Source organism: Mammaliicoccus sp. J-M40 (assembly GCF_022386395.1).
Classification (GTDB): domain Bacteria; phylum Bacillota; class Bacilli; order Staphylococcales; family Staphylococcaceae; genus Mammaliicoccus; species Mammaliicoccus lentus.
In genome coordinates, this window is the sequence record NZ_JAJNIQ010000002.1 from 20719 (window position 1) to 43099 (window position 22381).

A 22381-nucleotide genomic window follows, 5' to 3' on the forward strand; every position below is an offset into this window, starting at 1 on the left:
CAATAATATCAGACAAAAATATCACACTATTTTGTAAGCGTTTTTAAATGGTGTTATAACTCAAGGGGGGCTTTTTTTGGAAAGGCAAGTAACCCGTAAAGCAAAATATTCTTTCGGTATCGGTGCGTTTGGTAAAGACTTAGTTGTTGGCCTTACAGGAACATTTTTAATGTTTTACTTCACCGATGTATTAGGTATTGCAGCAAGTTTCGTAGGTACATTATTTTTCGTTGCGCGTATTTGGGATGCTATTAATGACCCGGTAATGGGAATGATTGTAGATAAAACAAAAACTAAATGGGGTAAATTTAGACCATGGTTAGTTATTGGTACGTTAATCAACTCTGTTGTAACAGTTATTATGTTCACAAACTTTGGGTTAACTGGAACAAGTTTATATGTATTTGTATCAATACTCTATATTTTATGGGGAATGACATACACGATGATGGATGTTCCTTATTGGTCTTGGTTGCCTAATTTAACGAATAACCCAGTTGAAAGAGAAGAAGTTTCAATCATACCACGTGTATTCGCGAGTATGGCTAATTTACTTATCGGTACGGCTGGACTAGCTATCGTAATGTATTTTGACAATATATTTGGTAACGGCGATCAATCTGCAGGATTCTTTGTTATGACAGCTATTATAGCTGTCATATTCGTCATTGCGATATTAATTACTGTAAGAAACGTATACGAAGCACCTACAAATATAGATACAGGAATCACTTTAAGATTTAAAGACATATGGAGAATTTTATTTACTAATAAAGAATTGTTAGCATATATAGGTATTTTAGTTACATTTTTCTTGAGTCTGCAAATTCTAGGTAACGTGGCTATATATTATTTTAGCTATGTAGCAGAATCTAAAGCATTATTCGCATTATTTAATGCGATGGGATTCATGGAAATTATAGCATTGTTACTATTCCCTAAAGTTGCTAAATGGTTAACGAGAGAAGCTGTATTTCCAATAGCAGCAATTTCTTTAACTATAGGATTAATTATTATATTATTTGCTGGTTATATCGCACCAACAGCAGCAATCCCTGTTATGGTTGGAACAGCGTTTATTAAAATAGGAACTGGCTTTATTATGGGAATTATTACAGTATCTATAGCAGACGTTATAGACTATAGTGATATGAAATTTGGTCAAAGAAATGAAAGTGTTATTACATCTACACAAACATTTTTAATGAAAACAGCAATGGCTGTCGCAGCACTATTTACAGGCTGGGGACTAGATTTATTTGGTTATCAGCCAGGCGAAGTTCAAACTGAACACACAAAAAATGGATTGCGTTTTATTATGATTGCATTGCCAATCATAAGTGTTATCGCTAGTTATATCATTTATAAATTTAGTTATAACTTAAAAGGTGACTACATAAGAGATGTAGTAAATGTATTAAACCTTCGTAATAAGAAAAGAAAGTTATAATATAGGAAATGTCTTGGAGAATATGAACAAGGCTCCCAATTACTTGGATTGGGAGCCTTGTTTTTATTGGATAAAGGTATTTTATTCTGAGTAACTTCTTAATGTATTATCCATTAAATCCCATGCTAAATCGAGATTAACAGCTGTTGCAAAAAGAGCGTTTGTTTCTTTATTATATGTGTCATTTAAATCAACTGACATAGTACCGTATGTTAATTCGCTTTGATTTTCAATTTGGATGTATGTTTTTTGTAACTCAAATATTTCTGGATTTAATAAATATAAGATTGTACAAGCGTCGTGTATAGGACCGCCATCCATATCAAATTGTGATTTATATGTAGATTTAAAGAATTTTAATAATTCTACAACGAAATTAGAAACTTTATTATCTATTTTACTGAAGCGGTCGATAACTAAATCATCTGCTAATAATTGATGTGTTGCATCTAAACCAAAGACTACAACTGGGATACCACTTTCAAAAACTCTTCTAGCTGCTTCTGCATCTACCCAAATATTAAATTCAGCAGTAGGTGTCCAGTTACCGAATGTGCCACCGCCCATAATTACGATTTCATCAATGTTCTCTGCTATTTTAGGTTCTCTAATAAGTGCCATTGCTACGTTTGTAAGTGGGCCAGTAGCAACCAATGTAACAGCTTCATCGCTGTTTAAGACAGTTTCCACAATAACATCTACACCATGTTTATCAGTTGATTTGAGATTAGGTATTTTAGGTAACTCTGGACCATCTAATCCACTTTCACCGTGAATACTTTCAGCAAACTCTGCTTCTTTAATAAGAGGTCTTGTAGCACCTGTTGAGACTGGAATATCTCCTCTATTAATAATATCTAATACGTTTAATGCGTTATTTGTATTCTTATCGACTGATTGATTTCCTGCAACTGTTGTGACTGCTAATATGTCTAATGGACTTGTTTTAGCACCTGCTAATATTAGAGCGATAGCATCATCGTGTCCTGGATCACAGTCCATAATAATTTTTCTTTCTTTTGCCATTTTATTAACCCTTCCTTCTTTATAAAAGATTCTACACTATTATACTAAAACGTTTACATTACAACAAAGTAAACGTTTCTTTATATATAAATGTAATTATTTTGAAATGTAGTCTTGTGTTTTTGTGAATTAAAGTTTATAATTTTAAATCGTAAACGTTACTATTTGAAGAGGAGTGTTTTAGATGAAGAAATGGACGGGCTTATTTGCAATCATTTTCGTCTGTGCAATGTTACTTGCTGCATGTAACCAAGGCGACAGTAACAAAGGTAGTAAAAGCGACTCAGATAAATTGCAAATTAAAACAACAGTTTATCCGCTAAAATCTTTTATTGAACAAATCGGTGGAGAACATGTTGAAGTAGAATCTATTTATCCACCAGGTACGGATTTACATAGTTATGAACCTACACAAAAAGATATTTTAAATGCGAGCAAAGCAGATTTATTCGTATACACTGGTGACGATTTAGATCCAGTTGCGAAAAAAGTCGCATCTACTATTAAGAAAGATGATAAAAAATTATCATTACAAAATAGTATTGATCAATCTGAATTATTAACTGATCAACATGAACATGGTGAAGAGCATGACCATGAAGGGCACGGCCATGAGCATGGTGAAAGTCATGAAGAACACGAACATGAAGGACACGATCACGAACATCATCATCATGGCGGTTATGACCCACACGTATGGTTAGATCCACAAATAGACCAAGATTTCATCAAAGGTATTAAAGATGAATTAGTTAAAAAAGACCCAGATCACAAAGATGAATATGAAAAGAATTTCAAAAAATTAAATAAAGATTTAGAAAATATCGATAAAGATATGAAGAAAGCAACAAAAGGGCATGAGGGAGATACTGTATTCATTTCTCACGAATCATTGGGTTATTTAGCTCATCGTTATGGATTCGTACAAAAAGGCGTACAAAGTATGAATGCTGAAGATCCGTCACAAAAAGAATTAACTGAAATTGTTAAAGAAATTAGAGATACAGATGCAAAATATGTATTGTATGAAAACAATATTTCAGGAAAAGTAACTGACACAATTAGAAAAGAAACAGATGCTAAACCACTTACATTTAACAACATGGAATCATTATCGAAAGAACAATTAAATGACAAAGATATTTCTTATCAATCATTTATGAAAGAAAACATTAAAAACATCGAGAAAGCTTTAAATGATAAAATTAAAACTAAAGACGAGAAAAAAGAAGCAGCACACGATAAAGCAATTGAAAATGGCTACTTCAAAGATAAACAAGTTAAAGATCGTGAACTATCAGATTACGAAGGTGACTGGCAATCAGTTTATCCACTTTTAAAAGACGGTACACTAGATGAAGTATTTAAACATAAAGCTGAAGACGGTAAAATGTCAGCTAAAGAATACAAAGAGTACTATGACAAAGGATATAAAACAGACGTAGAAAACATTAAAATCGAAGGTAATCAAATCAGTTTCACTAAAGATGGAAAAACATCAACTGGTGAATATGAATATGATGGTTACGACATTCTTAAATACGAAAAAGGAAATAGAGGCGTAAGATATAGCTTTAAATTAAAAGGTGACTCAAACGATGACTTACCTAAATATGTACAATTTAGCGATCACAATATCTATCCTAAAAAATCAGCTCACTTCCATATCTTTACTGGAAATGACAAAGATAAAGTATTAAAAGAATTAGACAACTGGCCAACATATTACCCTTCAAAACTGTCTAAAGATGAAGTTAAAGAAGAAATGTTAGCTCATTAATAACAAAAAGCAGAGAAACCTTATTGAATTGAGGTTTCTCTGTTTTTTATTTTTGGTATTTGATTATATTGTGACAAGTTTAGAATAATGTTTTAAACTAATAGTAAAATAACCCAAAAAGGGGATAGATAGTATGTTTGGTTATTATAGTAAACTTTCTTCAGAAGTCTATGATATTGATAAATATATCGGACACTCATTTGGTGATGTAGAATTTTATAAAGATAGATTAAAATCTTGTACGGGACCTATTCTTGAACCGGGAGTTGGTACTGGGAGGCTACTCATTCCTCTTTTAGAAGAAGGTTTGAAAGTTACTGGCTTGGATTTCTCGGAAGAAATGTTAGAAATATGTAGAAAAAACTGTGAAAAACAAGGATTGAATCCTAAGATATTTAAAGGAAAAATGGAATCATTTTTATTAAATGCAGAATATGAAGCCATAATTGTGCCTACAGGAACATTTTTATTACTACATGAAAGAGAAGATTCCTTTAATGCTTTAAATAATTTTTATAATCATCTTACTGATGGTGGTAAGTTGATTGTAGATATATTTTTACAAACGGACTTAAAGGTTGACAATACCTCAACTAGAGTTTGGGAAAATCAGAATTCCGAAAAAATCACATTAGAGAGTAAATTAATTGAGATTGATTATATCCATCAACATACAACATCTCATAATAGATATGAAAAATGGCGTAATGGTGAATTGATACAGACAGAATTAGAACAATTTTCGATTCGTTGGTATGGAATTGAAGAATTTAAAATGATACTTGAACATATCGGATTTGAAAACATAATAATTTCAGCTGACTATGAACATGGAAAATATCCTACAAGTTCAACACAAACTATAACATTTGAAGCTACTGCTAATAAATAGTGACACCGGAATTTGAAGGAAATCATTGGTCACATCATGACTACAATCATCAATAATGAGGGGATTGGTGTATCCATTATAATTAATATTTGAAAGGGGGCTTTAAATGTGAATAATATATATGACCATCCTGATTTCTTTGAAAGTTATAAGAAAAAAAGACAAAATGATTTGAGTTACAATGAAGTAGTCGAGATGCCTGAAGTAAAGCGTGCTATGCCTGTGATAAAAGGTAAAGCAGTGTTAGATATTGGATGTGGTATGGGGAATTTAATTCAATATATTTTGGATTATGAACCTGCAAGGGTAGTAGGTATAGATCAGTCTCAAAAGATGATAAGCGAATGTCGGGAACATTTTAACACTGAACAAGTGGATCTTCATTGTACAAATTTTATGGATTTTAAATGCGAAGAAACTTTTGATGTTGTTGTCTCGTCACTCGTATTACATTATATAGAAGACTTTAATTTATGTTGTCAAAAAATCAGTGAATTGTTGAATAAAGATGGGACGTTATTATTCACAATGGAGCATCCTATACAAACGGCTACAATGGATCCGGAAGTAAAGAAAGAGGATAGTGATGGTGTTTATTTAAGAATGGAACATTACTTTGATGAAACAAGTCGAACTTCATATTGGTTGGATCAAAATGTTAAAAAATATCATCATACAATCGAAACAATTTTTAATAATTTAATTCAGCATGGTCTTGAAATTCAATATGTTAAAGATTTAGGTCAATCAGAGGAAGTTTTTCAATATTTTGATGAGAAACGAATTAATAAATTAAAGCAATTTCCTCCATTTTTAATGGTTAAAGCTAAGAAACAATAATTATTTGACTAACCATGTGTTTCTATATATCGTTAAACTGTATAAAATGCGGAAGGGTGATTGTGTGGTAAAACGTTTGATAAGTGCTAATGCATCTGATATTTCAAAGTTTTCGAAAGAAGAACTAAAACAAAGCATTAAAGCTAGTGAAGGTAGAACAGTGTTAAGTGAGAACATTGTTGTACACGATCCAGCGCTTGTACTAGATGTTACAAATGCAGAAATGGCAACTGCTTTTGGTGCGGATATGATTTTATTAAATGCTTTTGATGTCGTGAACCCAGAAATAAAGGGATTATATAACAAAGAATATCAAGGTACCGGAGAGCCAATTAAAGATTTAAAAAATCTAGTAGGCAGACCTATTGGCGTTAACTTAGAACCTGTAGATGACGAAGCCAAAATGGCCGAATCGAAATTAGAAATATCGTACGGTAGAAAAGCAACAGAAAAAACATTTAAGCACGCAAATGAACTAGGATTTGATTTTGTATGTTTAACAGGTAATCCAGCTACAGGTGTAACGAACCTAAATATATTAGAAGCAATTGAAACAGCAAAAAATCATTTTGATGGATTGATTATAGCGGGTAAAATGCACGGTTCAGGTGTAGACGAAGCAGTAGTCGATTTAGAAGTTATAACGCGATTTGTAGAAGCGGGTGCTGATATCATACTTGTGCCAGCAGTAGGAACAGTTTGGGGTGTGTCCGAAGAAGAAGTTCGTGAAGCAGTAAAAGTTGCACATCAACACGGAGCGCTTGTTATGAGTGCCATTGGAACATCACAAGAAAGCGCAGATGAATCTACTATTAAAGAAATGGCTATAAAAAATAAAACATTAGGCGTAGACATACAGCATATTGGAGATGCAGGATACGGTGGTTTAGCACCAGTCGAAAACATATACGCACTAAGCAAAGCGATAAGAGGACAAAGACATACAGTCTCAAGAATAGCACGATCCATTAATCGTTAATAAGAAAATAAAAACGAACCACCACTCAATTAAAGAAGAATTGAGTGGTGGTTTTTTGTGAAATAAGGATAAACTACGTTGCACGTGGGTGTCCACTTGCAAATTAGCTTATCGTTATTGACACGTTTGGCAAGAAAAGACAATAAGGCCATCGTTATTCTCGAAATATTATATTTCCGTATTCAATACATAACTTCCGGAGTAATACGGAAGTATCCAAGATGCTATACCTAATTGTAAACGTTTACAATAAAAGTGTATCTAATATAACAAGTTCACAAGGAGGAAGATATGAATGTCTAAATTACGCGATGACTTTCTGTGGGGTGGAGCTGTTGCTGCTCACCAACTTGAAGGTGCTTGGCAAGAAGATGGTAAAGGAATTAGTGTTGCTGATGTTATGACAGCAGCTTCTCATGGTCATCATAGAGAAATTACCAATGGTGTAATCGAAGGCAAAAATTACCCGAACCATGAAGCGATAGATTTTTATCATCGATATAAAGAAGATATTAAATTATTTAGTGAAATGGGCTTCAAATGTTTTAGAACATCTATAGCTTGGACAAGAATATTCCCAAATGGTGATGAGTTAGAACCAAATGAGAAAGGTCTTCAATTTTATGATGATCTATTTGACGAATGTTTAAAATACGGTATCGAACCAGTCGTAACACTTTCTCATTTTGAATTGCCTTATCATTTAGTAACAGAATATGGTGGTTTCCGAAACCGTAAAGTAATAGATTTCTTCGTTCGTTTTGCAGAAGTTTGTTTTAAACGTTATAAGAATAAAGTTAAATATTGGATGACATTTAATGAAATAAACAACCAAGCTAATTACAACGAAGATTTTGCGCCTTTTACAAATTCAGGCGTGAGATATAAAGAAGGTGAAGATAGAGAACAGATTATGTATCAAGCTTCACACTATGAACTAGTTGCAAGTGCTAAAGCGGTAAAAATTGGTCATGATATTAATCCGGAATTCGAAATAGGTTGTATGATTGCGATGTGCCCAATTTACCCTGCAACGTGTAATCCTAAAGATATATTAATGGCTCAAAAAGCTATGCAAAAAAGATACTATTTTACAGATGTTCATGTACACGGTTCTTATCCAAGTCACATGCAGCAATATTTCAAGAATAAGTCTTTTAATTTAGATATTACAGAAGAAGATTTGAATGATTTACAGGAAGGAACTGTAGATTATATTGGCTTTAGTTACTATATGTCATTTGCAATTTCACATGAACAATCTAACGAATATTATGATTATGTTGAAACGAGAGATTTAGTAAGAAATGAATATGTAAAAGCTTCTGACTGGGGATGGCAAATTGATCCAGAGGGGTTACGTTTTTCGTTGAACTGGTTTACTGATATGTACCAATTGCCTTTATTTATTGTAGAAAATGGTTTTGGTGCAATTGATGAAGCTGGGGAAGATGGCATAATACATGATGATTATCGAATAGAATATTTGAAAGCACACATAGAACAATTTATTAAAGCTGTTGAAGAAGATGGTGTGAACTTAATGGGTTATACACCATGGGGATGTATAGATTTAGTTTCTGCAGGAACTGGAGAAATGAAAAAGCGTTATGGATTTATTCATGTTGATAAAGATAATGAAGGTAATGGAACTTTAGAGCGGTCTAGAAAAGATTCATTCTATTGGTACAAAAAAGTCATTCAATCTAACGGTGAAAATTTATAAAAATCGGAGGTAATAAATATGAAAAAAGTATTAATAATTTGTGCAGCAGGAATGTCATCTTCACTGATGGCAAAGAAAACAACAACATTTTTAAAAGAAAAAGGTCATGAAATAGAAGTGGATGCAATTTCAGCAAATGAAGGTGGAAAAATGATTGAAAAGCAATCATTTGATTTATATTTAGTCAGTCCACAAACAAAAATGTATTATAAAAAGTTAAAAGAAACAGGTGATAAAGTAAATAAACCTGTTGTTAATATACCAGCACAGGCTTATGTTCCAATTCCAATGGGGATTGAAAAATTAGCAAACCTGATTTTAAAAGAAACAGAATAATCAGTATAATATTCTCTATGAAATGAGGGGAGCTTATGCTAAGTCAGAGAGAAATAGATATACTCAGTTATTTATCACAACGACGCAATGAGTTTGTTAAAAGTTCAGAAATAGCATCAATGTTAGAGATATCAGATAGAACAGTTAGGAAATACATCAAACAACTTAAACCCGAAGTTCAAAAGAACGGTGCCACACTTATCTCAAAACAAGGATTTGGTTACTTTTTAAAGGTAGATTTAGTGATAGAGTTTGAAAAATTTTTAAAACAATATTTATCTTTAGATGAATCTAAACAAGAAAATATCAATGATGCAAAAGATCGACAGTATTATATATTGAATTTACTTCTTTTTAATAAAAAATGTATGACTATTGAGAAATTAAGTAATCAATTGTATATATCACGATCTACTATTTCACAAGATATTTCAAGTATAAAGAAATTAATTGCGCATTATAATTTAGAACTTGTTAGTAAACAGCAAAACGGTCTAGTTATAAAAGGTGATGAAAGAGATAAAAGACATTTTATAATGGATTATTTCTTGGGAAATAGTTTTTTTAGTTCGATAAATAAGTATTTTCAAGATACACCACTCTTACAACAAATTAATATGGAAGAATTAGCAATCATTGTTGTGGATGAGACGAGAGAATCAAAAGTTTATTTGTCAGATTATATATTGCAAAACTTAGTATTACATTTAGGTTTGATGATTAGAAGGCTTTTGGATGGATATTCTTTAAATACTATCACATCTAATGAAGAAGTATTAACAGAAAAAGAGATGATTGTAGCTAAAAAAATCCTTTCTAGAGTCGAAAGGATTTATCAAATTTCTTTTCCTGAAGAAGAAGCGAAATATATAAGTTTGCATATTATGAGTAAAGGTACAAAACAGTTACAAAGTCACTCACAAAGTAATTTATCTAAACGTGTTGAAAAGATTTTGAAAGAGATTGAAACAGATTTCGACTATCCAATGTCTTCAGACAATCAATTATTATATGGACTTGTTACTCATTTAGAACCACTTTTGAAGCGAGTTCAAAATGGAATACATTTAGAGAATCCTATTTTGAATGATATACGAAATCAAAATAATGATGTACTTGAAATGACAAGGCAATATTTTAGTCAATTACAAGAATTAAAGGACCAAAATGTGAGCGATGGCGAGTGGGCATATTTAACGCTTCACTTACTAGCAGCTATAGAAAAATATGAACAGCGAGAAAAATTAAATGTATTGATAATTTGTGCGACTGGATATGGAAGTGCACAAGTATTAAAAGTTCGTGTTGCACGAGAATTTAACATGCAAATGAACATTGTAGATGTCATTAGTTATTATGAAATAACGGATAAAAAGCTAGAATCAATAGATTTAATTATATCTTCTATTGATTTATCAACAATTGTATTTAAAGTACCTGTCATTCAAGTGAATGTATTGTTAAATGAAGTAGATATAAGAAATATTAATACATACATTCAACAGCAAGACACGAAACGATTGCAGAGTCATCAATTGGAAGATAAAGATAACGTGCAGTTACAGCAATATAGTTATTATTTTGACCAATATTGTAGCGATTATTTATTTAATTATATTGAAGGATCAATAGACAAAGAAAGTATTTATAATCGCCTAATTCAACAATTAAGTATTAAAGAAGATAGAGATTTTGAATGTAAGCTGAGAAATCAACTTGCCTATAGAGAAGAATTAAGTACGGTGTTATTTAGTGAGGCAGTAGCAGTGCCGCATACTGCCCAACCTGTAGGAGATTATTCGAGTATTGCAGTTGCAATTATTCCTGAAGGTATATATTGGAATGATGCATATCAGAACATTAAAGTGGTCATCATGCTTTCTCCTTCAAAATATAATGATAATGAATTAAAAACGATTATCGATGTCATAGTAAATTTGATCGACTCTGAAGAAAATATACAGAAGCTGATGGAATGTAAAACTTATCAAATGTTTAAAGATTTTATGATAAATCAATATCGTTAATAAAGGGGATTAGCTTATGGAACAGGAAGATATTCAAGTAGTTGCGTTTGAGATTATTTTACACAGTGGAACAGCTCGAACGACGATACATGACGCATTTAAAAATATGCGTGAAGAAAAATATGAAATTGCATTTGAACAGTTAGAAGATGCTAATGAAGAGATTACGTTAGCACATCAATCGCAAACTGAGTTATTACAGAAGTATGCGTCTGGTGAATCTATCAATATGGAAATAATAATGGTTCACGCACAAGATCATCTCATGACGACGATGACTTTAAAAGAAGTTGCATCTGAAATGTTACACCTTTATAAAAAAGTAAATGAAACTGCTTAAATGAGGGATGAAAATGAATAAAAAGACAAAAGCAACATTTGAAAAGAATAGAAAAGAGACGAGTATAAAGTCTATGTATTTCAATCGATACTTATTGGTGAGATACGCTTCAGCACTATTTTTCTTTTCTAATTTATATTGGTTTTTCTATCTTATAACGAGTCGTTCATGGACATTTGTTATACCTCTTCTAATGATGATTATCATTTTAATTAGCGTAGCAGAACAAGTGAAAATGTATGGAAATCACTCTAATAATGCTAAGTATACGTTTTATTGTTTTAGGATTTTAACTGGCGTGAATTTATTGATCATACCAATTGTTTTATTTACACCGATGTTTGAACAGTTATATCCATTTATGATTAATCAATACGCATCAAGATTACTCATTATTTGTGTTTTAGCAGTTGGTATTTTAATAAGTGGATTTATTTTATTTAGATTAAACAATATTAGACAAGACAAAGATTGGCACTATAAACGATTGAAAAAATTTGAAAATGCTATGAATTAACATAGAAAAGGGGTCTTTTTATGGAATCAGAAAATAAAGTATTCGCATTTTTAGAGAAATACTTGATGGGTCCGATGGGGAAAGTAGCTTCGTTTAGAATAGTAAGAGCGATTATGGCCGCTGGGATGGCGTGTATACCTTTTACAATTGTAGGATCTATGTTTTTAGTATTAAATGTTATACCACAGACTTTTACGTTTTTAGAAGGATTCTGGAACAGTACGTTTTTTAAGATTGGCGATTTATACATGTTAGCCAATAAAGCGACAATGGGAATATTAGCATTATATTTCTGTTTAGTTATTGGATATGAATATACGAAGATTTATGCTGATGAAGAAGATTTAAATGTTAACCCATTAAACGGAGCATTGTTATCAATGTTTGCTTATTTTATGGCCATCCCACAATTAGTGATGGAAGATGGCAAAATGGTTTTGGTTAATATTGCGAATAAAGATATGAATATATTTAAAGGTTGGGAGATGTCTGCAGATGGTGTGACTAGACTAGGTACAACTGGGATATTTACAGCAATTATTATGTCTATTATTGCAGTACAATTGTATAGGTTATGTGTGAAACGTAAATGGATAATTAAAATGCCAGAAGCAGTACCAGAAGGTGTTTCAAGATCATTTACAGCGCTTATTCCAGCATTTTTAGTAGCGTTTGTCATATTAACTTTTACAGGTATACTAGTAGCATTTAATACAGATATTTTTAAAATTATTGCAGTTCCCTTTGGTTTCGTAGTTAACTTAACGAGTAGTTGGGCTGGTATACTAGTCATTTACTTCTTAATACATGCACTTTGGATAGTAGGCATACATGGAGCAAACATTATTGGTGCTTTTATTACACCAATTGTATTATCAAATATGCAATTAAATATTGATGGTGCGAATATACCATTTGCAGGTGAGTTCCAAAATACTTTTGTAATTATAGGTGGATCTGGTGCAACACTAGGTTTATGTCTCTTTATTGCATTGTTAGCAAAGTCAGAACAATTAAAAGTATTGGGTAAAGCTTCATTAGTTCCTGGCATATTTAATATTAATGAACCCCTCGTGTTTGGATTGCCAATAGTTTATAACCCGTTTTTAGCGATACCATTTTTCTTAGCACCTATGGTTTCAGCATCAATTGGATATTGGACAATTAAATTAGAACTTGTAAAACCAATCATTGCACAAGTACCATGGCCGTCTCCAATTGGTTTTGGCGCATTTATAGGCACAGCAGGTAGTTTAATGGCAGTATTTGTATCAATAATATGCGCTATAGTCGCATTCTTAATTTGGTTACCATTCATTAAAATATATGACAGTAAATTAGTAGAACAAGAAAAAGGTAATGATGCTTTAATTTAATAGATGAACGAGGTAGCGTGACAGGAATCTCATTATAATGAAACAGTCCGAGACATTTATATATGCCTTGGATTGTTTTTTTATGTATAAGCGCTAGGAATGGACTCATAAAAGTTGCAAGACGAAGGGAGCATGTACTTAGCGTTTTCCTTATTGCCAAGACTCATAAGAAAAGGCAACAAGCATCCACAAAAAATTCTGATTTGTCTAACCAACTCTCTATATGTTCAATATCTTCTTTTAATTAATCAATAATATATTATTTTAGTTTGCAATAATAATTAAATTTATTTATTTTTAGAAAACTAAAGTAAAATTTTAAAATTATAGTATAATGGTCTTTGATTAAATTTATTCATAGGAGGTTAATTATGAAGGAATTCTTCCAATATTATAAACCCTATAAAGGATTATTTTTCTTAGATTTTGGTTCAGCTGTGTTTGTAGGTATATTAGAACTCATTTTTCCATTAATTACGAGTATATTTATAGACCGTTTGCTACCAACTAAGAATTGGAGTTGGATTGTAATATTTGTTTTTATTTTATTATTCATATACGTTGTTGAATCTGTATTAAAATTCATCGTAACGTATTGGGGGCATAAACTGGGGACTAATATTGAAAGAGACATTCGTAATGAACTGTATGAACATATTCAAAAAATGAATTTTGGATTTTTTGATAACCAGAAATCGGGTAAAATTATTGGTCGTTTAACGAATGACTTGATGGATATTGGGGAAGTAGCCCATCATGGACCTGAGGATATATTCGTAGCACTTATGACGTTGATTGGTTCATTTGTTATCATGTTAACAATTGATGTGAAATTAGCATTGATTACTTTCTGTGTTATACCGATTATTTTTGTACTGACTATTTATTTCAACCATAAAATGTCTGGAGCTTTTAAAAGTTTATTTAGTAACGTATCTAGATTTAACGAATTAATCTCAGATAATGTTGGTGGAATGAGACTTGTTCAAGCTTTTACAAATGAAGGTTATGAACTATCAAGATTTAAAAAAGTTAATGATAATTTTAGAGCAACTAAATTAAAAGCATATTCGTTCATGTCTTGGAATATAACAATCAGTCATATTGCACAAAAATTAACTATGATTTTCGTATTGATTATGGGAAGCTATTTCGTGTTAAATGGTTCATTGTCATACGGTGGTTTCGTAGCTTTTATTATGATTACGAATTTACTATTTAAACCTTTAGAAGCTATAAATATGATTATTGAGTTATTCCCGAAAGGTATTGCAGGGTTTAAAAACTTTAAAGAAATCGTAAATATGGATCCTGAAATTAAAGATAGTGAGGATGCTGTAGAGTTTACTGATGAACCGGACATCATAGAATATGAAAATGTATCATTTAAATACGGTGAAAAGTTAGTGCTAGATCAGTTATCAATTAAAATTGAACAAGGTGAAAAAATAGCGCTTGTAGGACCGAGTGGGGGAGGTAAAACAACGATTTGTTCGTTATTACCAAGGTTCTATGATCCTATAGAAGGTGCAGTTAAAATCAATAATAAAAATATTAAATCTTATACATTAGAATCTTTAAGAAAACAAATTGGTGTTGTTCAACAAGATGTATTCTTATTTGGTGGAACGTTAAGAGATAATATAATATATGGTAACTTAAACGCGACAGAAGTAGAAATCAATGAAGCTGTCGACCAAGCGCAGTTAAGATCATTTGTAGATGAATTACCAGCTGGCTTAGATACAGTTGTCGGAGAACGAGGAACGAAACTTTCAGGTGGACAAAAACAACGTATTTCAATCGCGAGAATGTTCTTGAAAAACCCACCAATCATTATATTAGACGAAGCAACAAGTGCTCTAGATGTAGAAACAGAAAATAAAATACAGTCAGCATTCAAAAATCTATCACAAGGTAGAACATCATTAATCATTGCACATAGATTAAGTACGATTAGACACGTAGATAGAATTGTATTTATAGAACAAGGACAAATTAAGGAAATGGGTAGCCATGATGAACTGATGGCACAAGGTGGTAAATATAAAGACTTATATATGTCGCAATTTGAACAATTAGAAGATTTTTAGTGAGAGAACTTCATATCTATAATATTAAAAGAGTATAGCCTGTAATAAAAACCCTTAAAATCAAATGATTTTAAGGGTTTTTATAAATTATAATATCAAATTTAATTTATAATTTTTTTGTTGTTAATAATAAATATATAAAGAAAGGTGCCCCGAATGCAGCAATGAAAACACCTGCGGGTACTTCATTCGGTATAAAAATTGTTCGACCTATTAAATCGGCAATAACAATAGAAATTGCCCCACAAATTGCTGACATTAATAATCGTTTAAAGTAATTGGTTTTTATTAATGTTTTTGCTATATGTGGAGAAATTAAACCTACAAACCCTATGTTACCTACAAAGCTAATAGCAGATGCAGCGAGAATTGTACTGATTAACATTTGTAATAATTTTGTCTGATTGACTCTAAGCCCTAGACCTGTTGCAATATCATCATGCAACAGAGAGATTTTCATTCTCGGAATAATAATGATTAGTAAAGGTAGTATACAGAGTAAAAATGTCCCTAACATTAAGCTGTTTTCAAAAGTCGCACCAGATAAGCTACCAATAATCCAAGTATAAGCTTTCGATGCTGAAAGTTGTTTAGTCATAACAAGGATTCCGTTAACGAGTGCAGCAAACAATGTTTGTAAAGCTATACCGACTATGATTAGAGTTGTAGCTTGAATGTTTCCTTTTTGTTGAAAATAGAGAAGTAATATCATAGTCAGCGTGGCACCTGCTAAAGAAAATAACGGTAACCATATGATGCTTATATGAGTTAAAAAGGCGACGAACAATACTGCACCAAGAGTGGCCCCTCCTGTAATCCCAATGATATCAGGTGATGCAATTGGATTCTTTAAAATATTTTGTAAAATAAGACCACTTGCACCTAAAGCAGCACCCGCAACTATAGCAAGAATGATACGTGGTAAACGTAGTACTTCTATTGTGAATTGGTCTGGACTTTCAATAGGATTAAAGATATAAGATATAATTTTTATGGGTGAAATGAATGTTGATCCAGACATTAAACTTATGAATGACAGTATTAATAATATTATTAATGCGCTGATTAAACGATTTGTGTCTTGTTTAGATAGTGTCTCATTCATATGTTTTGTACGTCCTTCCTCATAATATATATAAGTGTAACCGCGCCGATTATTGCTGTGATAACACCAATTGGTAGTTCTAATGGTGCAATGATAATACGGGAAACGATATCTGATAACAACATGAGTATAGCGCCACTTATAGCGTTGAATGGTATTAAATATTTATAGTTTAGTGGCAATAATTTTTTGCTGATATTAGGTATTATTAGACCAACAAACATGATAGAACCGGCAATTGCTACTGATATTCCAGCAAGAATACTGATGATTAAAATTATAGTGAGTTTTGTTAATATAACTTTTTGTCCAAGCGATTTAGCAATATCATCACTAGTCATTAAAATATTTAAGTGTGCGGACATAAAAAACGCAATTAAAAGCGTAATAAAGATAATTGGTATCACCCATGGAAATTCCCATATATTACGAACTGATACGGAACCACTTAACCAAAATAAAAAACTTTGTAAATTACTTTCATTCATTATCATAATACCTTGCGTGAAAGCACTGAATAATGCAGAAATGGCAGCCCCTGCTAAAATAACTCGCTTGGGTGAAAAGCGTGCTTGTTTAAACATACCAAGGGTAACCACAATTATAGTAACTAAAATTGCACCGAAGAAAGATAGAAAAATTAAGAATTGAAAGGATTGTATACTAAATAGAGTTAAACCAACAATAACAAAAAATACAGCCCCAGCATTAACTCCAAAAAGTCCTGGCGATGCAATCGGGTTACGGGTCAATACTTGCATAAACAATCCTGATACTGCTAACGAAGCTCCTGTTAATAAAGCAATTATAGTTCTAGAAGAACGTGATTCAAAAACTAGAGTATGAATATCGTTTTTACTATCAAAGTGGAACAACGCTTGTATCAACTGAGGTAGTGATACAAGCGTATTTCCAATTGTTAAACTTAAAATTGTTATAATGATCAGACATAAACTAGAGAGCAATAATTTGTACTGCGGTTTAAGTAACATAATGAAGCTCCTTAAAAGTTAAGATTGTTTTTTAATGTCTAATTTATCGTATAAATCATCTATTAATTTAAGTGAAGATGTGTAACCACCAGCCATGTTCCAATTAATTTCATCGATATTATCTGAAACATGGTTTTCTTTGACTGCTTTTAAATTCTGCCACTGATTACTAGAAGTCCATTCTTCCTTTGTTTTTTCAGCCAACTTCTCATCCTTAGCAGATGTGTCGCTTTTAAATATGAAGATATGATCTGCATCCATTAGTGGAATACTTTCTTTAGTCGTTAACTGAATAATATCTTTTCCTTTACTAACTTGTTTTTCTTGTTCTTCGGGACGTTTAAAACCTAAATCATGTAAAATATCGCCAGCATAACCACTTGCGTAAATACGAGCATGATCTGCTCTGAAGTTAATAACGGAAGCTGAAACAGGCCATTTATCTCCGAATGTTCCTTTCGCATCTTTTTTGAATTGTGTAACTTTCTCATTATAATTTTTTAATAATTCATCTGCTTTTTTCTCTTTACCTAGAGCTTTACCCATCATTTCAAGAGTATCTTTGAACTTATATACGGTATTATGAGTTATAGTCGGTGCAATCTTAGAAAGTTGTTCATATTGCTTTTCGTTTCTTACTTTAGAAGCTACTATTAAATCAGGTTTTAATTTAGCAATTTCTTCTAAGTTAGGTGATGGCTCTTGACCAACAATTTTAGTGTCTTTTAAGTCTTCTTTTATGTAATCGTATTTTGGTTTTTGAGTCCAAGACTCAACAGCGCCCACTGGCTTAACATCTAAAGCAACGGCGACATCTGTTGCACCTTGATATAACGTAACAACACGTTTTGGTTTTCCTTTAATCTCCGTCGTTCCCATAGCGTGTTCGATTTTTACTGTCTCATTATCTTTTTTAGCTTCAGAAGATTTTTCTGAGTTGTTACTTCCACAAGCTGCCATCAATATGATGGATACTAGTGTAACTATAAATAATTTAGTTAGGTTTTTCATATTATATAATATCCTCCTTCGTTAATGATAATCATTATCATTACTATATATAAATATGTAACAGCTTTACTCGTATGTCAATAAAATTTTTTGCTATATTACGCTAAAAATTGGTTTTTATTAGAGGACTCATATAGTTAGAATAAAATATAAATTTTAAATCCTTAAGCTTATCTATAGACAATAATAATATATATGATATTATAGACACACAATATCTATAATACAGAGGTGTAACATGAAGATATCTAAAGGTACAGATTATGCTTTACATTCATTACTATATTTAATAAGCAATGGTGATAATCAGCCTGTAACTGTAAAGAGGTTATCTGACGTGCTAAATGTTTCTGTTACGTATTTATCTAAAATTTTAACTCAACTTGTCAAAGCTGGTGTGATTAAATCGGCTTCTGGTGCTAAGGGTGGTTATTATTTAGTGAATAATTGGGAAACCATTAGAATATATGACATCATTACTGCAATCGATGGTCATAGAAGCATGATAGAAGATAGTTTTAATCATGGTCCGGAATGTAAAGTTCAGTCTATTTTAAACTCTGCGGAGGATGAAATGACGAAATCTTTAAAATCGAAGACGTTAAAAGATTTAATGTAAATTAAATCTTTTTTTAACAGCTAATCATAGATATTAAGACTCTTTAATATATGTGGAAAAGGTGGTATAAATATGTTTGATTGTATAGTAGTAGGTGGAGGTCCAGCTGGATTAGCGAGTGCTTTAACTTTAGGAAGAGCTTTAAAAACAACATTGGTAATAGATAATGATAATGCGAGAAATAAAGTGACACAGACTTCACATGCGTTTTTAACACAAGATGGTGTAACACCAGAAGAATTAAGGGAAAAAGCACAATCGGATGTTGATAAATATGAAGATGTAACGCGCGTGCAAGATACAGTTGAAAAGATTGCTAAAGAAGGCAATACTTTCATAGTGAAAACGAAAAATGAAACGTACAAAGCTAAGAAAGTTATGTTATGTACTGGATTAAGAGAGACATTACCTAATATAAAAGGTGTGAAAGAAATTTACGGAAAATCTGCATTTTACTGTCCTTGGTGTGACGGTTATGAATTAAGAAATAAATCATTACTCGTAGATGTATCTCCAGAACTAGTGATGCATATGGCTAAATTAGTTAGCAATTGGACTAATGATTTAGTTATAAGTTCACAAGACTTTTCAGAATTAACCGAAGATGATAAATCATTTTTAAAAAAGAAAAATATAAAGCTTGTTCAAGGTAAAGTATCGGAATTTAAACATGATGATGGAATGATAAATGAAGTGATAAATGAAGATGGTACTAGAATTTCTAGGAATGGTGCGATTATATCAGTTGAATGGGATACAAAATTTTCATTTTTAGAAGAACTTCAAATTGAAAGAGATGAAAATGGAGGTATTAAAAAAGATGACTTTGGAGAAACTTCTATTCCAGGGTTATTTGTAGCTGGTGAAACAAATGGTGCAATGCCTTCACAACTTATCGATTCTGCTGCAAGTGGTAATCATATTGCTAAATTAGTAGCAATGCAAATTATATTAGAAGCAGAAGGTGAAACATTAAAAGGTTAGCCTGAGTAACTTCAAATATTTATTTAATTCTTTGTAAATAAAAAAATCCTCGCTAACGTATAAAGACTTCTGCTTATACGCTAGCGGGGGTTTTAATTATTTTTTAGTGATTGTAATATGAATATCGAACTCATTGAATTGTGATTTATGCTTATAGCGTTCAGGATTTTGTTCATTCTCTAAATCCACCAGTTCACCAATCAAAGCATTTTTTTTATTTGTTTTATGCATAGATCCTGAAAAACTTTGTGGTGGGTTTTGTTTTAACTCTACTAATTCTGATAAAATGTCGTCTCTTGTTCTCATAATATTGCCTCCTAAATGTTTTAGTAACAATAAAACAGCTCATCTTAAGATTAAGAAGAGCTGTTTAGAGAATCTTCTTATCTTTCAAGTTGATACTTGTTGGATTTAGCACAGTACTTACGCCTGTTGCTGAGGTTTCATCGGGCCAATTCCCTCCGCCTACTCTTAATAAGACTTACGAGCTATTTTATTGTTTCTATTAATATAACTGATAATTCAATATTTGTCTAATAAAATAAATAAATGTTTAAAATATTAAGAAACTGTGAATATATAAATAGTAATCAGCTTGAGGAGGTATAATTATGAAATTTAAATGGATGTCATTACTTTTAGCTTCAGGTCTAGTATTATCTGCTTGCGGAAATAATAATGATGACGACGATATGAAAGACGATCAAAAAGATCAAAAATCAGAACAAACTGAAAAAGAAAATGACAGTCAAGATAATGACAATAAAGATGATTCTACAATGTCAGATAATAAATCTGATAATAAAGCAACTGAAAAAACTGTAAAATGGAATGATGTGAAAGTATCACCTGAAGAAGCAGTTAAAACAGCTCAAAAAGAAGAAAAAGGTGGTTTGAAAGACATATCATTCGAAAAAGAAACTGGTGAGTGGAGTTATAAAATTGAATTATTAGATGGACAAGATGAAAATAAAGTCTTGATCAATGCAGAAGATAATTCTGTTACTAACGTTGAAAACGAAAAAGAAGATGATGACGACAATGACAAAACATTTAAGTTATCTGATGCAGCTAAATTCGAAGATGCTTTAAAAGTAGCTCAAGATAAAGCATCAGGAGATTTAAAAGAATGGTCATTAAGTAGAGAAAACGGTAAACTTGTTTATTCTATTGACTTAAAAGAAGGAAATAAAGACACAACAGAATTTACGATTGATGCTAAAACGAAAGAAATATTAGAACAAGACTAATATGAAATGTTTAGACAGGTTGGGACATAAATAAATGTCCCAGCCTATTTTTTTAATACTTTTTTACCTTGATTACCCTCAATTTAATTTACATTTTATTGAAATTTCTTATTGACTAATAGTAAAGATAGGAATAAATTAAAAGAGTGATAATGAATATCAATTAGGTGGGGAGAATCCAATCATGAAGAGAATAGCAACAACACTTTTAGCAAGTACTTTAATATTAACTGCTTGTGGTAATGATGATGAGAAAAAGGAAACTAATAGTGATAAAGAAACGAAAGAAACTACAAAAGTTGATTTTTCTAAAGAAACAAAAGCATATAAAGATTTCACAACGAAACAATTAGATACATTTTTAACTGAAACTGAAAAGTTTGTAGAGGCTGTTAAAGCTGACGACGTTGAAAAAGCTAAAGAGATTTATCCAAAAGCGCGTATGTATTATGAAAGATCAGAGCCAGTAGCGGAAAGTTTTGGCGAACTGGATCCTAAAATTGATGCGCGCTTAGCTGATATGAAGGAAGAGAAAAAGGAAAACGAATGGTCAGGTTATCATAAAATAGAAAAAACTTTATGGGAAGAAAACTCTACAAAAGATATGGGACCTGTTGCAGACCAATTACTTAAAGATGTAAAAGAGTTAAGAGCAAAAGTTGATACTGTAGACGTAACACCAAAATTAATGTTGCAAGGTTCTATTGATTTATTAAATGAAGTATCAAGTTCAAAAATAACTGGTGAAGAAGAAATTTATTCACATACAGATTTATATGACTTCAAAGCAAATATTGAAGGAGCAGAAAAAATCTTTGAAATCTTTAAAGATAAAGTAACTGAAAAAGATAAAAAAGTTGCTGAAACAACGCAAGAAAGATTTGATAACGTTAACAAATTATTAGCAAAATATGAAACGAAAGATGGCGGCTATGTCGACTATACTAAATTATCAAAAGAGGATACGAAAAAATTATCTGAAGCAGTTGATAAATTAGGTGAATCATTAAGTCAAATGGCAGTCATTACGGAGTGATA

General features: G+C 31.5%; 21 protein-coding genes and 1 riboswitch. Of the genes, 16 read left to right on the top strand and 5 right to left on the bottom strand.

What is annotated here, in order from left to right; all coding sequences use genetic code 11:
• The first annotated feature begins 76 nt into the window (after positions 1–76).
• Positions 77–1450, top strand: a complete 1374-nt coding sequence (melB, locus tag LQ688_RS02690; RefSeq protein ID WP_103269255.1) for a melibiose:sodium transporter MelB — start codon at positions 77–79, stop codon at positions 1448–1450.
• Between the two features lie 81 nt (positions 1451–1531).
• Here the strand turns inward: melB and LQ688_RS02695 are convergent, their stop codons facing one another.
• Entirely contained in the window at positions 1532–2476 is a 945-nt protein-coding gene (locus LQ688_RS02695; protein WP_070045465.1) for a nucleoside hydrolase, read from the bottom strand.
• 184 nt (positions 2477–2660) lie between these two features.
• Here LQ688_RS02695 and adcA point away from each other — a divergent pair, with 184 nt between their 5' ends.
• From adcA to LQ688_RS02750, 11 genes are all read left to right on the top strand, one after another.
• Positions 2661–4256 carry a zinc ABC transporter substrate-binding lipoprotein AdcA gene (gene adcA / locus LQ688_RS02700; protein WP_103269254.1) on the top strand — a complete coding sequence of 532 codons (1596 nt, stop codon included), beginning with the start codon at positions 2661–2663 and terminating at the stop codon, positions 4254–4256.
• A gap of 133 nt (positions 4257–4389) precedes the next feature.
• Positions 4390–5148 (top strand): class I SAM-dependent methyltransferase, encoded by a 759-nt coding sequence (locus tag LQ688_RS02705; RefSeq protein ID WP_070045469.1) that lies wholly within the window; start codon positions 4390–4392, stop codon positions 5146–5148.
• 108 nt (positions 5149–5256) lie between these two features.
• Positions 5257–5988 (top strand): class I SAM-dependent DNA methyltransferase, encoded by a 732-nt coding sequence (locus tag LQ688_RS02710; protein WP_103269253.1) that lies wholly within the window; start codon positions 5257–5259, stop codon positions 5986–5988.
• 64 nt (positions 5989–6052) lie between these two features.
• A complete protein-coding gene (locus LQ688_RS02715) occupies positions 6053–6967 on the top strand; it encodes a DUF7916 family protein (protein WP_103269252.1) in 915 nt (304 codons plus the stop codon).
• A 295-nt stretch (positions 6968–7262) separates the two neighbouring features.
• The gene (locus LQ688_RS02720; protein WP_064204794.1) at positions 7263–8693 is read left to right on the top strand and encodes a 6-phospho-beta-glucosidase; all 1431 of its coding nucleotides are present in this window, start codon (positions 7263–7265) and stop codon (positions 8691–8693) included.
• A gap of 18 nt (positions 8694–8711) precedes the next feature.
• Positions 8712–9029: a PTS cellobiose transporter subunit IIB gene (locus tag LQ688_RS02725; RefSeq protein WP_016998452.1), complete on the top strand. Its 318-nt coding sequence runs from the start codon at positions 8712–8714 to the stop codon at positions 9027–9029.
• A gap of 35 nt (positions 9030–9064) precedes the next feature.
• On the top strand, positions 9065–11056 hold the full coding sequence (locus tag LQ688_RS02730; protein WP_016998451.1) for a BglG family transcription antiterminator: 1992 nt from the start codon (positions 9065–9067) through the stop codon (positions 11054–11056).
• Between the two features lie 16 nt (positions 11057–11072).
• Positions 11073–11396, top strand: coding sequence for a PTS cellobiose transporter subunit IIA (locus LQ688_RS02735; RefSeq protein ID WP_016998450.1), 324 nt, complete (start codon positions 11073–11075; stop codon positions 11394–11396).
• Positions 11397–11409: 13 nt separating this feature from the next.
• Positions 11410–11913, top strand: a complete 504-nt coding sequence (locus LQ688_RS02740) for a hypothetical protein (RefSeq protein WP_016998449.1) — start codon at positions 11410–11412, stop codon at positions 11911–11913.
• A gap of 20 nt (positions 11914–11933) precedes the next feature.
• Positions 11934–13289 carry a PTS cellobiose transporter subunit IIC gene (celB, locus tag LQ688_RS02745; RefSeq protein WP_016998448.1) on the top strand — a complete coding sequence of 452 codons (1356 nt, stop codon included), beginning with the start codon at positions 11934–11936 and terminating at the stop codon, positions 13287–13289.
• Between the two features lie 368 nt (positions 13290–13657).
• Positions 13658–15382, top strand: coding sequence for an ABC transporter ATP-binding protein (locus LQ688_RS02750; RefSeq protein ID WP_026023582.1), 1725 nt, complete (start codon positions 13658–13660; stop codon positions 15380–15382).
• Between the two features lie 106 nt (positions 15383–15488).
• On the opposite strand, the gene LQ688_RS02755 is transcribed toward LQ688_RS02750, so the two are convergent.
• The 3 genes from LQ688_RS02755 to LQ688_RS02765 are packed head-to-tail and all read right to left on the bottom strand — an operon-like array spanning position 15489 to position 18490.
• Positions 15489–16487 (bottom strand): FecCD family ABC transporter permease, encoded by a 999-nt coding sequence (locus LQ688_RS02755; RefSeq protein WP_070045478.1) that lies wholly within the window; start codon positions 16485–16487, stop codon positions 15489–15491.
• Positions 16484–17479, bottom strand: coding sequence for a FecCD family ABC transporter permease (locus LQ688_RS02760; protein ID WP_070045480.1), 996 nt, complete (start codon positions 17477–17479; stop codon positions 16484–16486). The genes LQ688_RS02755 and LQ688_RS02760 overlap by 4 nt, the downstream gene beginning before the upstream one ends.
• An 18-nt stretch (positions 17480–17497) precedes the next feature.
• Positions 17498–18490 carry an ABC transporter substrate-binding protein gene (locus LQ688_RS02765; protein WP_070045481.1) on the bottom strand — a complete coding sequence of 331 codons (993 nt, stop codon included), beginning with the start codon at positions 18488–18490 and terminating at the stop codon, positions 17498–17500.
• 238 nt (positions 18491–18728) lie between these two features.
• Here LQ688_RS02765 and LQ688_RS02770 point away from each other — a divergent pair, with 238 nt between their 5' ends.
• Positions 18729–19109 (top strand): RrF2 family transcriptional regulator, encoded by a 381-nt coding sequence (locus LQ688_RS02770; protein WP_064204800.1) that lies wholly within the window; start codon positions 18729–18731, stop codon positions 19107–19109.
• Positions 19110–19181: 72 nt separating this feature from the next.
• The gene (locus LQ688_RS02775) at positions 19182–20093 is read left to right on the top strand and encodes an NAD(P)/FAD-dependent oxidoreductase (RefSeq protein WP_239752603.1); all 912 of its coding nucleotides are present in this window, start codon (positions 19182–19184) and stop codon (positions 20091–20093) included.
• Between the two features lie 96 nt (positions 20094–20189).
• Here LQ688_RS02775 and LQ688_RS02780 read toward each other — a convergent pair whose 3' ends face one another.
• Entirely contained in the window at positions 20190–20399 is a 210-nt protein-coding gene (locus LQ688_RS02780; protein WP_103269250.1) for a hypothetical protein, read from the bottom strand.
• A gap of 74 nt (positions 20400–20473) precedes the next feature.
• Positions 20474–20574, bottom strand: a riboswitch (SAM riboswitch).
• A 130-nt stretch (positions 20575–20704) separates the two neighbouring features.
• On the opposite strand from LQ688_RS02780, the gene LQ688_RS02785 reads away from it, so the two are divergent.
• Both LQ688_RS02785 and efeO read left to right on the top strand, forming a co-directional pair.
• Positions 20705–21343, top strand: coding sequence for a PepSY domain-containing protein (locus tag LQ688_RS02785; RefSeq protein WP_239752604.1), 639 nt, complete (start codon positions 20705–20707; stop codon positions 21341–21343).
• 184 nt (positions 21344–21527) lie between these two features.
• Positions 21528–22379, top strand: a complete 852-nt coding sequence (efeO, locus tag LQ688_RS02790; protein ID WP_070045488.1) for an iron uptake system protein EfeO — start codon at positions 21528–21530, stop codon at positions 22377–22379.
• Positions 22380–22381 lie beyond the last annotated feature (2 nt).

Excerpts from the sequence above, each read along its gene's own strand:
- LQ688_RS02695 (WP_070045465.1), bottom strand. The coding sequence starts at position 2,476 with ATGGCAAAAGAAAGAAAAATTATTATGGACTGTGATCCAGGACACGAT.
- adcA (WP_103269254.1), top strand. The coding sequence starts at position 2,661 with ATGAAGAAATGGACGGGCTTATTTGCAATCATTTTCGTCTGTGCAATG.
- LQ688_RS02705 (WP_070045469.1), top strand. The coding sequence starts at position 4,390 with ATGTTTGGTTATTATAGTAAACTTTCTTCAGAAGTCTATGATATTGAT.
- LQ688_RS02720 (WP_064204794.1), top strand. The coding sequence starts at position 7,263 with ATGTCTAAATTACGCGATGACTTTCTGTGGGGTGGAGCTGTTGCTGCT.
- LQ688_RS02725 (WP_016998452.1), top strand. The coding sequence starts at position 8,712 with ATGAAAAAAGTATTAATAATTTGTGCAGCAGGAATGTCATCTTCACTG.
- LQ688_RS02730 (WP_016998451.1), top strand. The coding sequence starts at position 9,065 with ATGCTAAGTCAGAGAGAAATAGATATACTCAGTTATTTATCACAACGA.
- LQ688_RS02735 (WP_016998450.1), top strand. The coding sequence starts at position 11,073 with ATGGAACAGGAAGATATTCAAGTAGTTGCGTTTGAGATTATTTTACAC.
- LQ688_RS02740 (WP_016998449.1), top strand. The coding sequence starts at position 11,410 with ATGAATAAAAAGACAAAAGCAACATTTGAAAAGAATAGAAAAGAGACG.
- celB (WP_016998448.1), top strand. The coding sequence starts at position 11,934 with ATGGAATCAGAAAATAAAGTATTCGCATTTTTAGAGAAATACTTGATG.
- LQ688_RS02755 (WP_070045478.1), bottom strand. The coding sequence starts at position 16,487 with ATGAATGAGACACTATCTAAACAAGACACAAATCGTTTAATCAGCGCA.
- LQ688_RS02760 (WP_070045480.1), bottom strand. The coding sequence starts at position 17,479 with ATGTTACTTAAACCGCAGTACAAATTATTGCTCTCTAGTTTATGTCTG.
- LQ688_RS02765 (WP_070045481.1), bottom strand. The coding sequence starts at position 18,490 with ATGAAAAACCTAACTAAATTATTTATAGTTACACTAGTATCCATCATA.
- LQ688_RS02770 (WP_064204800.1), top strand. The coding sequence starts at position 18,729 with ATGAAGATATCTAAAGGTACAGATTATGCTTTACATTCATTACTATAT.
- LQ688_RS02775 (WP_239752603.1), top strand. The coding sequence starts at position 19,182 with ATGTTTGATTGTATAGTAGTAGGTGGAGGTCCAGCTGGATTAGCGAGT.
- LQ688_RS02780 (WP_103269250.1), bottom strand. The coding sequence starts at position 20,399 with ATGAGAACAAGAGACGACATTTTATCAGAATTAGTAGAGTTAAAACAA.
- LQ688_RS02785 (WP_239752604.1), top strand. The coding sequence starts at position 20,705 with ATGAAATTTAAATGGATGTCATTACTTTTAGCTTCAGGTCTAGTATTA.
- efeO (WP_070045488.1), top strand. The coding sequence starts at position 21,528 with ATGAAGAGAATAGCAACAACACTTTTAGCAAGTACTTTAATATTAACT.